We start from the raw sequence: 12,796 nt of genomic DNA, 5'->3' as shown, positions 1-12,796 counted from the left end.
CGCTAGTTTCGGTTGCGGTTAACTTTGATCACATCCGGCATGATACGGATTTTACGCATAATGTTTGCCAAATGGATGCGATCGCGGGTGGTCAAGCGTATAAAGGCGCTATAAACCCGACCGTCTTTCTCTTCGGTGTTCAGGCTCTGAATATTGGACTCGGCCGCGTTGATCGCCGCCGTCAGGTTGGCCAACGCGCCCTGGTGGTTGAACATATCCACCTTGATCTCGGCGATGAACTCCTGCTCGGTCTCTTTATCCCACTCGACCGCCATGAACTTCTCAGGCTCTTTCTGATAGCCGCGAATATTGCGGCAGGACTCATGGTGGATCACCAGCCCTTTGCCCGGGCTGACGTGAGCGATAATCGGATCGCCCGGAATCGGGCGGCAGCACTTGGCGAAGGTGATCAACACCCCGTCGGCGCCCTTGATGGCCAGGTTACGCACGCCGGAGGATGCGCCCAGGCTGGACTGATCGCCCTGCAGGTTCTTCGCCACCACCACGCTCATGGCGTTGCCGAGGCCGATTTCCGCCAGCAGATCGTCCAGCGTCGCCAGCTTCATACGGTCCAGCTCGTGCTGAATGTTTTCCTGCGGGATTTCGGCCAGCTTGCGGCTGCCGCCCAGCGCGTGGTTGAGCAGACGGCGGCCGAGGCCGACGGAGTCGTCGCGCTTGAGGTTCTTCAGCATCTGGCGAATTTTGGCGCGCGCTTTCGAGCTGACCACGAAGTTCAGCCAGGCGGCGTTGGGCCGCGCGCCCGGCGCGGTGATGATCTCGACGGTCTGGCCGCTGGTCAGCGACTGCGACAGCGGGTACGGCTGACGATCGACGCGCGCGCCGACGCAGGCATGGCCGATATCGGTATGCACCGCATAGGCGAAATCGACCGGCGTGGCGCCGGCGGGCAGCTCGACGATGCGGCCTTCCGGGGTGAAAACGTAAATCTCATCCGGGAACAGATCGGATTTGACGCTCTCGATAAACTCAAACGAACTACCGGCGCTTTGCTGCAGTTCCAGCAGGCTCTGCATCCAGCGCTGGGCGCGGATCTGCGCCGTGGTGCCGGTTTCGCCCTGTTCTCTTTCCTTGTAAGCCCAGTGCGCGGCTACCCCCATCTCAGCCATCTGGTCCATGTCTTCGGTGCGGATCTGCACTTCGACCGGCACGCCGTGCGGGCCGATCAGCGAGGTATGCAGCGATTGATAGCCGTTGGCCTTGGGAATGGCGATGTAATCTTTCACTCGCCCCGGGCGCGGTTTGTACAGGCTGTGCACCTGGCCGAGCACGCGGTAGCAGGTATCGACCTCTTTCACGATCACCCGGAACGCGTAGATATCCATGATGGAATGGAAACGCTGTTCTTTGAGGTGCATCTTGAGGTAGATGGAGTAGAGGTGTTTTTCCCGCCCGCTGACGCGGCAGGCGATGCCGGCTTCGGTCAGTCGCCCTTCGATCTCGGAGAGGATTTTTTGAATCATCTCTTTGCGGTTGCCGCGTGCGGCTTTCACCACTTCCTTGATCACGCGATAACGGTTCGGGTACAGCGCCTCGAAGCCCAGCTCTTCCAGCTCGGTCTTCAGGTGATGAATACCCAGACGGTGGGCGAGCGGGCTGTAGATTTCCAGGGTTTCACGCGCGATGCGCCGGCGTTTGTCGGGGCGCAGCGAACCGAGGGTGCGCATGTTGTGCGTACGGTCGGCCAGCTTGATCAGCACGACGCGGATATCCTGCACCATCGCCATGATCATCTTGCGGAAGTTTTCCGCCTGCGCTTCTTTCTTGTCCTGGAACTTCAGCTTGTCGAGCTTGGAGACGCCCTCAACCAGTTCGGCGACGCTCTTGCCGAACAGCTGTTCCATATCTTGATAGGTGGCTGGGGTGTCTTCGATGACGTCGTGCAGCAATGCCGCCATCAGCGTCTCGTGATCGAGACGCATTTCCGCCAGGATGCAGGCCACGGCGACCGGGTGAGTAATGTAAGGCTCACCGCTGGAGCGTGTCTGGCCCTCGTGCGCGTCGCGCGCGACGAGGTATGCCTGTTTGAGGCGCTTAATCTGCTCCTCGGGCAGGTAACGTTGAATCAGCAGATTCAGGCTTTCAAACAGGTACAAGGCGGACTCGCAGTCTAATTAACGACGACCTTCAGCAATCGCGGTAACCGCTTGAATCTCTGCGGCTTCCTGCTCTTGCTGCTCCTGGCGCTCACGCACGTCGAGGATCTGGCTGGTGATCAGGCCTTCTTCGATTTCGCGCAGGGCGATAACGGTGTACTTGTCGTTCTCTTCCGGAACCAGTGCATCTTTGCCGCCGGTCTGGATCTGACGCGCCCGACGAGCAGCGACCAACACCAGGTCAAAACGGTTACCAATTTTCTCTACAGCGTCTTGAACAGTTACGCGTGCCATATTTGTGCTACTCCACAGGTGACGAAAAGACTGGGCATGATACTGAAACTGCCTTCAGTCTGCCAATAGTTTGCTGATTAAAGCGTCATGCCGCAGCAACTGGCGGCCCAAACGCAGGCGTTCGGCGCGAATGATGGTCTTCAGATCGGACAGTGCCAGATCGAAATCATCGTTCACGATCAGGTAATCGTACTCCGCGTAATGCGTCATTTCCGCCACGGCCTGAGCCATGCGTTTGGCGATCACCTCTTCGGAATCCTGCCCGCGCCCGCGCAGGCGGCGGCCCAGTTCTTCCTTCGACGGCGGCAGAATGAAGATGCTGCGCGCCTGCGGCATTTTGGCGCGGATTTGCTGCGCGCCCTGCCAGTCGATATCCAGAAACACGTCCACGCCGGTCGACAATACTTGTTCGATGGCGGCGCGCGAGGTGCCGTAATAGTTGCCGAACACTTCGGCGTGCTCAAGAAACGCGTCCTGCTCGATCATCCGGCGGAATTCGTCTTTCGAGACGAAGAAATAGTGCTCGCCGTGATTTTCACCCGGGCGGCTGTCGCGCGTGGTGTGCGAAACCGAAACCTGCGTGTCGTACAGCGGTTGCGTCTTTAACAAAGCCTGAATCAGACTTGATTTACCTGCGCCACTGGGAGCAGAGACAATATAAAGCGTGCCTTGAGCCATGATGATGTTCGTTGATAACGGTTGATATGCCAATAACAGCGGATGTGTATTTTCTCCGCACAGTATACACGGCTAACGCGCCGGGTGCAGCGTTAGCTCGCATTTTGCCCGCGGCTTTGCGCGGAAAAAGCGGCGAATGAGCGAATTTGCGCGTCGAAGGGCAACATTTCTGCAGTTTTGGCCTCGGCGGCGGCGCGTTGCCGCCCCGAGATCAGTGATCCGGATGCTGGTAGTTGAACACCGGCAGGCCGAGGCGGAAGCGCAGGGCGATCAGGCGCGCGCTCAGGCCGGCGACCAGCGTGAGGATCACCACCAGATTGTGCGGCAGGCTGAGGTGCTGCAGGCCGATATACAGCCAGGCGGCGCTGAAGGAGATGCCGGCGTAGATCTCTTTCTGGAAAACCAGCGGGATACGGTTGCAGAACATGTCGCGCAACACCCCGCCGAAGACGCCGGTGATCACCGCGGCGATGGCGGCGATAATCGCGCTGTGTCCCATATCCAGGGCCACCTGCGCACCGATGATCGAGAAGACGATCAGGCCGACGGCGTCGAGCACCAGGAACAGGCGGCGCAGATGGCGCATCAGGGGAGCCACCCAGGTGGTGACGATCGCCGCTATCGCGACGATGACGATGTATTCCGGGTGTTTGACCCAGCCCAATGGAAAATGCCCGAGCAGCATATCGCGCACCGACCCGCCGCCGATCGCCGTGACCGAAGCGATGATGATCACGCCGAACATGTCCATTTGGCGGCGGCCGGCCGCCAGCGCGCCGGTCATGGCTTCGGCGGTGATGCCGATGATATAAAGGATGCTCAGTAACATAAGGGATTCACAGCGTACTTGCGTCAGAATGATGGCCGGCAGGGTAATCGCCGCCGAGGACGCGCGCCACTGAGTTTTTTTCACCGATGGCGTTTCGGATTAATTTAGCTAATCAAAACTCCGTTTTTATTGCCGATAACCAGCCTTTTTTAACATCTGGCTGTTGATGAAAGCATTAGAAATTTCGCGCTGGTTTCCATCGCTGACTATGCTTTTTGCAGCGAATCCTTCAACCGATAAACCGAGACTGCAGATGAAAAACTCCCCGAGATTGGCCGCCGGCGCCGTGGTGGCCGCCCTGCTGCTGAGCGGCTGCGTGGCGCCAGGCCACCAGGCTGTGCCACCCGCCCCGGCTTGCCGCACCGGCGACCCGCTGGTGCAAACAACGCTCTACTTCGGCCTGAATCGCCCGGCGGGGCCGGCGATCACCGCCGCCGAGTGGCAAACCTTCGTCGATAGCCAGGTGACGCCGCGCTTTAAAGACGGGCTGACGGTCTTTGATGCCAAAGGGCAGTGGCTGGGCCACGACGGCAAGCTGGCGCGCGAGAACAGCAAGGCGCTGCTGCTGATCCATGCGCCGGGCAAAGAGAGCGAGGCGAATATCGAGGCGCTGCGCAGCGGCTACAAGCAGCAGTTTGCGCAGGATTCGGTAATGCGGGTGGATGCGCCGGTGTGCGTGGCGTTTTAAAGCGAACTCCCGGCCCTGCGGCCGGGAGTGGGGATTACAGCACCAGGCCGGCGATGGCCGCCGACAACAGGCTCACCAGCGTCGAGCCGTAAACCAGCTTCAGGCCAAAACGGGAAACCACGTTGCCTTGCTGCTCGTTCAGCCCCTTGATGGCGCCGGCGACGATGCCGATGGAGGCGAAGTTGGCGAACGACACCAGGAACACCGACAGAATGCCCAGCCCGCGCGGCGACAGCTCCGCCGCGATTTTCTTCAGCTCAATCATCGCCACGAATTCGTTGGCCACCAGCTTGGTCGCCATGATGCTGCCCGCCTTCAGAGCCTCTTCCGCCGGGATACCGATCAGCCAAGCCAGCGGATAGAACACATAGCCGAGGATCTGCTGGAAGCTGATGCCGAGCACCGCGGAGAACAGCGCATTGACGGCGGAGATCAGCGCGATAAAGCCGATCAGCATCGCCGCGATGATCATCGCAATTTTGAAGCCGGCCAGAATGTATTCGCCCAACATTTCGAAGAAACTCTGATCTTCATGCAGTTTGTTCAGCTTCAGCTCCGGCTCGTCTTCGACCTGATACGGGTTGATGATCGACAGAATGATGAAGGTGCTGAACATGTTAAGGATCAATGCCGCCACCACGTACTGCGCGTCGATCATCGACATGTAGGCGCCGACGATGGAGAGCGATACCGTCGACATGGCGGTCGCGGCCATGGTGTACATGCGGCGCGGCGAGATATCGCCGATGATGCCTTTATAGGCGATGAAGTTCTCCGACTGCCCCAGCACCAGCGTGCTGACGGCGTTGAACGATTCCAGCTTGCCCATGCCGTTGACCTTGGACAGCAAGGTGCCGACCAGGCGAATGATCAGCGGTAGGATGCGGAAATGCTGCAAAATGCCGATCAGGGCGGAAATAAAGATGATAGGGCACAAAACGCCGAGGAAGATGAATGCCAGACCATCCTTGCTCATGCCGCCGAACACGAACTCCGATCCTTGGGCGGCGTAGGCGAGCAGAGTGTCGAAGAAGCCGGCGACGTGTTTGATCACGCTGAGCCCGCTGGCGGAGTGCAGGAAGAAATAGGCCAGCGCGCCTTCGATCACCAGCAGCTGGATGATATAGCGCAGGCGGATTTTCTTGCGATTATTGCTGACCAGCAGCGCCAGGGCGATGATCACCACCAGAGCCATAATAAATTGCAGAATTTGTGGCATAAACGGTCCGTACGGTTCACGGGCAGAGAAAAAACACATTTAGCCACAGCATCGCCGTCCTTTCATTACCTTGCGTGATAATTAGAACAAAATACTTATGGCGTGCGGGATATCTTGCCGATTGTCATCCGCACGCGCTGCTCGGCAGTTTTTCATAAGCTTCCCGGTGGCCGGTTGCCCAGAGGCCTGCCGGCTCGCAACCTGATGCAATCGCCGTCACTCGCGTGCAAACGCCTGGAATCTGGCTCGCAACTGGCGCTTTTTCATGGCGTAAAGCGTGGTTTTCTCGAGAGAGGCAGAGAAAAATGCCTGAACAAAGCGCCACGACCGGCGCGTATTTTCTCGGACAAGGAGGCGAACGATGAATACCGGCACGTTGCTCAGGGCGCTGGCCAACGGCGTTAATCCCGACACCGGCGAGCTGTTGAGACCGGCTTCGGCGGCCTGTGCGCCGGAGGCTATCCGCCTGCTGTTCGCGTTGGCCAACGAGTTCGACGGTGAATCCGAACTGCAGAAAAAAGCCCGGCTGACGCCGGAGGAGAAGCGGCAGAAGAATCTGGCCGAGGGCCGGCCGGCCAATGCCTACTTCCCTTGGCCGGAAGAAGAAAAACTGCGGCTGCGTGAGAGCCATGCGGCCGGGGCGACGCTGGAAGCGCTGAGCGATGAGTTCGAGCGCTCAACCTGGAGCATTGCGGTGCAGCTGCAGAAAATGGGGCTGATTGATGAAGAGCAGGCGGCCGCCCATCGCTGATCTGCAGCCATAAAAAAGCCCGCTTGGCGCGGGCTTGATGGCATGCGGGGCAGGATCACTCGATGTTCTGGATCTATTCTTTTTTTTGTTTTTATGTAGTTGTTTTTATTGTGTTTTTATTTAAATTGCCGCGATTGGTACGCTGATTGGTACATGTGTTGTTGCTACCAGCAAACAATTAGTTTTGGTATTCTAATCATTCTTCGCTTTGGCCATGATGGCAATGTAATATAAATAATGTTGCTTAACGGAGGCTTTTCGTCGATGTGTCGTATGACATCTTTGCCCCTGTCGTTGAAGCCATTGCCGCGAAAACGTCGATACTCAAACAATCGAGCATGACCACCGGCAGCATTGACTTTTTGTTAGTTGAAGTGAGGTTGGTGCGAGCAAACCAAGTGTACCTTGATAAATATCGACTGGGCGAAGTACACTTGGATCACCAAATAGAGATCTGAGCAGTGGATAATTGGGTGCAAGCTTCCCAGCCCAAGCTTTACCACGCTATCATGTCGTGTAGATACCTGAGGTCTGTTCACTTGGTTCATGACAGCTATGGCAGGTGTACTTTTGGTGAGTTCAGCCCAAGGATCGATTAGTATCAGGATTCTTGGCAACTCTATCCCTGCATTTCTCCATCGCGATGCCTGTGCCAAGTCCTCGCCCCTGCTGATTCGTGATGGTTTCAAATGAAAGACGGGAAATCCTCCTATAGTTATCTTCGAGATCTGGCTGGTTGTGAATGACTCTCTAATTTTCATCTGAAAATCCGACAGACGATCTGCTCTTATTTTATTGTAAATTAAGCGAAGGAAAACGGCCAAGGCTCGCATGAACACCGTGGGTATAGTGTAAGCAATATGAACTCCATGAGGAACAATCTATCTTATTAGTAATCTTTTTAATGGGCTAATCTTTTCTGCTAGCTAATATTTTTAAGAGTATAAAGTTATTCTTAATTTGGATTTATGTATTTAAATGCTCTAAGAAATGATGTTAATGCTATATTTATTCTGAAAATCAATAACTTATATTAATTTATTTCCATGTCATTTTATACGGCCAATTTATATAGATTCCTTTCATTTTTTATATGAATTCATTGGTTTTATTTTTTGTATTGATAAATAGTAGGTGATCGTTAACCGAAAGGAGGCAATCACAGATAATTACATTAAAAATTAAACTCGGCAATTTTCATGGGTGATTTTTTCTAGGGTTTTATGTGCAAATCTTAATGTTATTGTTTTTTATGTGATTAATGTCTCTTGGTTTTTATGGTTTCATTTTTGAAACAATTGGTTTCATTACAGTGGCTAGTCAAAATTTAAATGCATGCCGATAGTGAGTGAATTGATGATGAGGATTAATTTCATGACAACACTTCACTTTGATAATAAAAGTAAGTTTTCACCTATATCTGATTTGATCGCTATTCATGCTAACGAACGTTCTGACACTGTCGCTTTACGCTTCAGGGACGTATTTGTTACTTATAAAGAGTTACAGCATTATTCTGAACAGATTTTGGCAGCGATACAGTATAACAATATCCCCCCGCACACTGCTATTGCCATTGCTTCGTCCAACCCATTGCTAGCTACTTTAGCTTTTCTCGGCGTTATTAGTGCCGGTTGTGTCGCTGTACCCATCTCTCTATCGTCGTCTCCCGAACAAATCGCATCGGTAATTGCAGATGCATGTATTCCGTTAATATTTTTGGATGGCGAGTTTCTTGAAAGCCTGCCATCGACTGGCATCAGGGTCGCTAATCTTGACGAGTTCGATAGTTGGTTAGCCCCTGAAGGGTTTGCTACCACGTATGTTGATATATCGCCTGCAGACCCCTTTAACATTATCTATTCATCAGGGACCACAGGTACGCCAAAGGGGATTATCCATACGCATGGCATGCGTTGGAGTCAAATAGCAGCATATGGGCAGATTGTTCCGCAATGTGACTCTGCCGTCACTTTGATCGCCACGCCGATCTATTCCAATACGACATTAGTCAGTTTGTTGCCGTCGCTTGCTTGCGGGGGGACTGCTGTGCTGATGGGCAAATTCGATGCTTATGAGTATTTAGTTGAAGCGCAGAATTCACGAGCTACCCACACCATGCTGGTTCCTGTGCAGTACCAACGTATTATGGCTTTAACACAATTCGATGATTTTGATCTTGGAAGTTTCATTTTTAAATCATGTACTGGTGCCCCTTTTTCTCCCGAGTTGAAGGCCGATGTGATCCGCCGCTGGCCGGGAGCATTGCTCGAAATTTATGGAATGACTGAAGGAGGAGGGACTTGTGTTCTCTTGGCAAATGAATGCCCTAACAAACTCCACACTGTAGGCAAGCCAGTGCCTGGCTGCGAAATTCGCTTGATTGATGCACAAGGGAATGAAGTCAATTCTGGAGATATCGGTGAGGTCGTGGGGCGTTCAAATATGATGATGGCTGGTTACCATGGTCGCCCGGATATGACCCATGAAGCCACCTGGATTGATGCTAATGGCAATGGATACATACGACACGGTGACCTTGGACGCTTCGATAAAGAAGGTTTTTTGACACTCCTTGGGCGTACTAAAGACATGATTATTAGCGGTGGCTTTAATGTATACCCAACTGATATAGAAGCTGTTTTACGAACACACCCCCTGGTTGAAGATTGCGCGGTTATAGGTATTCCCTCGGTTACCTGGGGGGAGACTCCCTTCGCCTTCTACGTATCTAAAGACGACTTGCTTAACCCTCATGAAGTTATCACTTGGGTTAATGAGCGTATGGGTAAGACACAGCGTTTATCCGGCGCACAGGCAATTGCTCAATTGCCACTTAGCGCTACAGGAAAAGTACTGAAACGCGAACTGCGCGCGCTATTTCTGACCGAACACTCTACCCCATTAGTATTATAAGGAACTGAATGATGAAATCCGACCTGCAGGAGCGTGTTGCGATTATTACCGGCGCCGGAGGTGGGCTTGGTCGTGCCCATGCACACCTGTTAGCCCGATACGGTGCCAAAGTTGTAATAAATGATATCGGGCCGGGTGCCGACAAGGTTGCCGAAGAAATCAATTCATCAGGGGGGGAAGCTATTAGTTTCCAATCCTCTGTGACTGATGAAGAGAAAATAAAGGCAATGGTCGCGGAAACTCTGGATAGGTGGGGGAAAGTCGATATTTTGGTCAATAATGCAGGCAACCTGCGTGACAAGACCTTTGCTAAAATGACGTTAGATGATTTTCGCTCTGTGTTGGACGTACATCTAATTGGGGCAGTGATTTGTACCAAGGCCGTATGGGAGCATATGCATCGCCAAAAGTATGGGCGCATCGTGTTCACGACGTCCTCTTCGGGTCTTTATGGCAATTTCGGGCAAGCCAATTATGCAACTGCGAAAATGGGTCTGGTGGGGCTGATGCAAACACTGGCGCTTGAAGGAGCCAAGAGTAACATTTTGGTGAACTGTCTGGCGCCTACTGCAGCGACCGCTATGAGCGATGGGCTTTTGGTGCCGCAAGCAAAGCGTGTATTACAACCTGAGGCAGTAAGTCCTGCACTGTTGCCACTGGTTTCGCAATGTGCGCCTACTAGGGCGATTGTTTGCGCGGGTGCGGGTAATTTTGCTCGTGCCTACATAACGTTGACCAGTGGGCTTTTTTTGGGCAACGATGCCAATACCACCAATCGTCTTTTCGCTAGCTGGCAAGTGATCGGCGATCGCGAATCAGAGCAGGTTCCTGAGTCTGCCACTGCGCAGATTCATCAAGAACTCATCGCCGCTTTCCGTTCACAATCCGAAAATAACCAGTGAGAATCTACTATGCGTGATGCCGTTATTATTTCTACCGCCCGAACTCCGATTGGCAAAGCATATCGCGGTGCTTTCAACGCCACCCCATCCGCAACACTGGCTGGGCATGCAATTAAACACGCTGTCGAGCGAGCAGGGATTGTCGGTAGTGAAGTGGATGATGTGGTACTAGGTGCAGCATTGCAGCAAGGTGTGCAAGGGCTGAACATTGGCCGCCTTGCTGCATTGCGCGCGGGGTTACCTACGTCAGTTTCAGGTATGTCATTGGATCGCCAGTGCGCTTCGGGTCTTATGGCTGTCGCCACGGCTGCCAAGCAAATCATTGTTGATGGCATGAGCATTGCCGTTGCGGGAGGTGTGGAATCCATCTCGATGGTGCAGACTGAGCGGATGCGTATTGAGCCGGACATGGAGCTTTTCTCAATGTATCCAGCAGCATATATGCAGATGGTGGATACGGCTGACATCGTAGCGAAACGCTATGAGATCAGCCGGGAAGCTTGTGACGAATACTCGTTGCGCTCCCAGCAACGAACGGCAACAGCACAACTAGAAGGGCTATTCGACAAGGAGATTGTTCCTATGTGTTCCTTGATGGCCTACAACGATAAGGAAACCGGCGTACTTGCTTATAAAGAGGTCTTGTTGGAGCATGACGAAGGCAATCGCCCACAAACTACTCTGGAGGATTTGCGGGCTCTGTATTCCGTTAAAGGACCTGGCAAAAACGTTACTGCCGGCAACGCCAGTCAACTCTCCGATGGCGCCTCAGCGCTAGTGCTGATGGAAGCCAAAGAGGCTGAACGAAGGGGGCTGCAGCCGTTAGGTCGCTATGTAGGTATGAGCGTAGCGGGTGTTGATCCGGACGAGATGGGAATTGGCCCCGTTGCGGCGGTGCCTAAACTGCTACATAGCAATGGTCTAAAAATTGATGACATCGGATTATGGGAGCTAAATGAAGCATTTGCAGTACAAGTGATCTATTGCCGAGACAGGTTGGGTATTCCGGACGACAGGTTGAATGTGAATGGCGGCGCTATTGCAATAGGCCATCCCTACGGCATGTCCGGCGCCCGCATGACTGGCCACGCGCTGATAGAAGGAAAGCGTAGAGGCGAACGCTACGCCGTAGTTACGATGTGTATCGGTGGGGGTATGGGGGCTGCGGGTTTATTCGAAATCTATTGAGAGCAGCGCTTTACTTGGTTTACTCTCAAATTTTCCGTTTCGCCATCCTTCTGCAAATTCCGAAGGTGACTGATAATTTAACGAAGAATGGGGCCGATATTAGTTATAGTCCAGCCCCATGCGTCAACAATTTCTCTTGCATGAACAATGTCACTGAACCCGCGCTCATTAAGAAGTTAACCACTCGCAGAACTCATCAAGAGTTATTCCTGGTTTGCAGGTTTATCGACGGGAAAAGGGTGAGGTTCTGTTTCGGAAAGAGCTTATCGGCCAATGGCTGCCACTCTTTTGTAAGGCGCTTAACGACTTGCTCAATGAAATACAGAAATATTTTTAACTTGGGAATTGATGCCAGCCGATCGAGATATAAAGCATACAGTTGCGGTGACTCACTTATTTCATAATCAGGTAAGATGCGAACTAACTCTCCTGAGAGTAGTCCTGGAAGTGCCAAAATACCCGTAATGGGTGCAATGACGCGGCCATTTTTCACTAGCTCAAGGATTTGCGAATGATCGGTCGATAAAAACCTACGGTATGTAGATAATGTAAAACGTTCTTGGTCCCGAAATATTTCAAGTCTGGGCACATAAGCAGGCAATGGCCCTGGTTCAATCGCCGCTGCATCGAGGTAGAAATTACCGATGATGGCATGGTTTTCGAGATCGTCCGGAGAGGTCGGCATTCCGTTGGCTTGTATGTATTCTTGACTTGCTACAAGGATGTTTTTTACCTCTGCTATTTTTCTGGCTGTCAAACGAGAATCCGATAACCATCCGCAATGGAGAACGACATCGAGAATGTTGGGCTCTGGAAGTAATCTTTCACCAACGCGTACACGAACATCAATCTCTTGATATTTATCCAGAAACTCATTTAAGTTTGGGGTGAGGAGTGTTTTAGCTATATCACTGGTACAGCCGATTCGCAATATACCGGCCGGACGACTCCTATAGGTTGCAATCTCAGCGTCAGCATCTTCCATTTCTTCTCGTATGCGAATGCAACGTGCGTGTAAAACCCTCCCAACTTCGGTGAGTGTTATCCGCCGGGTAGTGCGTTCAATTAGTCTAACGTTGTAGAGGGACTCCAACCGTGATACCGCCCGGCTTACTGTTACTTTAGACTCACCAAGTGCCCGCGCTGCCCCAGAAATAGACCCCCGATCACCGACCATTGCAAATATTTTGAAAGCATCGCTTTTCTCCATGTTCTAT

11 protein-coding genes and 1 pseudogene are annotated in these 12,796 nt (G+C 52.8%); 5 read left to right on the top strand and 7 right to left on the bottom strand.

The window, feature by feature from the left end; translation table 11 throughout:
- Nucleotides 1-2 precede the first annotated feature (2 nt).
- From spoT to SSARUM2_RS23965, 4 genes are all read right to left on the bottom strand, one after another.
- Nucleotides 3-2,114, bottom strand: coding sequence for a bifunctional GTP diphosphokinase/guanosine-3',5'-bis pyrophosphate 3'-pyrophosphohydrolase (spoT, locus tag SSARUM2_RS23980; RefSeq protein ID WP_019452189.1), 2,112 nt, complete (start codon nucleotides 2,112-2,114; stop codon nucleotides 3-5).
- Between the two features lie 18 nt (nucleotides 2,115-2,132).
- On the bottom strand, nucleotides 2,133-2,408 hold the full coding sequence (rpoZ, locus tag SSARUM2_RS23975; protein ID WP_004931221.1) for a DNA-directed RNA polymerase subunit omega: 276 nt from the start codon (nucleotides 2,406-2,408) through the stop codon (nucleotides 2,133-2,135).
- Between the two features lie 54 nt (nucleotides 2,409-2,462).
- Nucleotides 2,463-3,086 carry a guanylate kinase gene (gene gmk, locus SSARUM2_RS23970; protein WP_033636481.1) on the bottom strand — a complete coding sequence of 208 codons (624 nt, stop codon included), beginning with the start codon at nucleotides 3,084-3,086 and terminating at the stop codon, nucleotides 2,463-2,465.
- Between the two features lie 211 nt (nucleotides 3,087-3,297).
- Nucleotides 3,298-3,915, bottom strand: coding sequence for a trimeric intracellular cation channel family protein (locus tag SSARUM2_RS23965; RefSeq protein ID WP_025304704.1), 618 nt, complete (start codon nucleotides 3,913-3,915; stop codon nucleotides 3,298-3,300).
- A gap of 253 nt (nucleotides 3,916-4,168) precedes the next feature.
- On the opposite strand from SSARUM2_RS23965, the gene SSARUM2_RS23960 reads away from it, so the two are divergent.
- Nucleotides 4,169-4,603 (top strand): DUF3574 domain-containing protein, encoded by a 435-nt coding sequence (locus tag SSARUM2_RS23960; protein WP_047569999.1) that lies wholly within the window; start codon nucleotides 4,169-4,171, stop codon nucleotides 4,601-4,603.
- 34 nt (nucleotides 4,604-4,637) lie between these two features.
- On the opposite strand, the gene SSARUM2_RS23955 is transcribed toward SSARUM2_RS23960, so the two are convergent.
- Nucleotides 4,638-5,822 (bottom strand): nucleoside transporter C-terminal domain-containing protein, encoded by a 1,185-nt coding sequence (locus tag SSARUM2_RS23955; RefSeq protein WP_004931212.1) that lies wholly within the window; start codon nucleotides 5,820-5,822, stop codon nucleotides 4,638-4,640.
- 361 nt (nucleotides 5,823-6,183) lie between these two features.
- On the opposite strand from SSARUM2_RS23955, the gene SSARUM2_RS23950 reads away from it, so the two are divergent.
- The 4 genes from SSARUM2_RS23950 (at nucleotide 6,184) to SSARUM2_RS23935 (ending at nucleotide 11,579) form a co-directional block, all read left to right on the top strand.
- Complete coding sequence (locus SSARUM2_RS23950; RefSeq protein WP_060453238.1) at nucleotides 6,184-6,573, top strand: hypothetical protein; 390 nt, start codon at nucleotides 6,184-6,186, stop codon at nucleotides 6,571-6,573.
- 1,374 nt (nucleotides 6,574-7,947) lie between these two features.
- A complete protein-coding gene (locus SSARUM2_RS23945; RefSeq protein ID WP_028128071.1) occupies nucleotides 7,948-9,489 on the top strand; it encodes a class I adenylate-forming enzyme family protein in 1,542 nt (513 codons plus the stop codon).
- A gap of 8 nt (nucleotides 9,490-9,497) precedes the next feature.
- On the top strand, nucleotides 9,498-10,391 hold the full coding sequence (locus SSARUM2_RS23940; RefSeq protein ID WP_016929658.1) for an SDR family NAD(P)-dependent oxidoreductase: 894 nt from the start codon (nucleotides 9,498-9,500) through the stop codon (nucleotides 10,389-10,391).
- A gap of 9 nt (nucleotides 10,392-10,400) precedes the next feature.
- On the top strand, nucleotides 10,401-11,579 hold the full coding sequence (locus SSARUM2_RS23935; protein WP_028128073.1) for an acetyl-CoA C-acyltransferase: 1,179 nt from the start codon (nucleotides 10,401-10,403) through the stop codon (nucleotides 11,577-11,579).
- On the opposite strand, the pseudogene SSARUM2_RS23930 reads toward SSARUM2_RS23935, so the two are convergent.
- Nucleotides 11,562-11,752 (bottom strand): annotated as a pseudogene (locus SSARUM2_RS23930) (integrase core domain-containing protein); the annotation flags it as partial. The gene SSARUM2_RS23935 and the pseudogene SSARUM2_RS23930 sit on opposite strands and share 18 nt — an antisense overlap.
- A 23-nt stretch (nucleotides 11,753-11,775) precedes the next feature.
- A complete protein-coding gene (locus tag SSARUM2_RS23925) occupies nucleotides 11,776-12,789 on the bottom strand; it encodes a LysR family transcriptional regulator (RefSeq protein WP_125460821.1) in 1,014 nt (337 codons plus the stop codon).
- Nucleotides 12,790-12,796 lie beyond the last annotated feature (7 nt).

Origin of the sequence: Serratia sp. K-E0102, from assembly GCF_029962625.1 — a bacterium.
Taxonomy (GTDB): Bacteria; Pseudomonadota; Gammaproteobacteria; order Enterobacterales; family Enterobacteriaceae; genus Serratia; species Serratia sarumanii.
Note: the sequence above shows the minus strand (reverse complement) of the source record. Positions and strands in the feature narration are given on the sequence as shown.

Bases quoted from the DNA above. Each gene is read 5' to 3' on its own strand.
- rpoZ (WP_004931221.1), bottom strand. From the start codon at position 2,408: ATGGCACGCGTAACTGTTCAAGACGCTGTAGAGAAAATTGGTAACCGT.
- gmk (WP_033636481.1), bottom strand. From the start codon at position 3,086: ATGGCTCAAGGCACGCTTTATATTGTCTCTGCTCCCAGTGGCGCAGGT.
- SSARUM2_RS23965 (WP_025304704.1), bottom strand. From the start codon at position 3,915: ATGTTACTGAGCATCCTTTATATCATCGGCATCACCGCCGAAGCCATG.
- SSARUM2_RS23960 (WP_047569999.1), top strand. From the start codon at position 4,169: ATGAAAAACTCCCCGAGATTGGCCGCCGGCGCCGTGGTGGCCGCCCTG.
- SSARUM2_RS23955 (WP_004931212.1), bottom strand. From the start codon at position 5,822: ATGCCACAAATTCTGCAATTTATTATGGCTCTGGTGGTGATCATCGCC.
- SSARUM2_RS23950 (WP_060453238.1), top strand. From the start codon at position 6,184: ATGAATACCGGCACGTTGCTCAGGGCGCTGGCCAACGGCGTTAATCCC.
- SSARUM2_RS23945 (WP_028128071.1), top strand. From the start codon at position 7,948: ATGACAACACTTCACTTTGATAATAAAAGTAAGTTTTCACCTATATCT.
- SSARUM2_RS23940 (WP_016929658.1), top strand. From the start codon at position 9,498: ATGATGAAATCCGACCTGCAGGAGCGTGTTGCGATTATTACCGGCGCC.
- SSARUM2_RS23935 (WP_028128073.1), top strand. From the start codon at position 10,401: ATGCGTGATGCCGTTATTATTTCTACCGCCCGAACTCCGATTGGCAAA.
- SSARUM2_RS23925 (WP_125460821.1), bottom strand. From the start codon at position 12,789: ATGGAGAAAAGCGATGCTTTCAAAATATTTGCAATGGTCGGTGATCGG.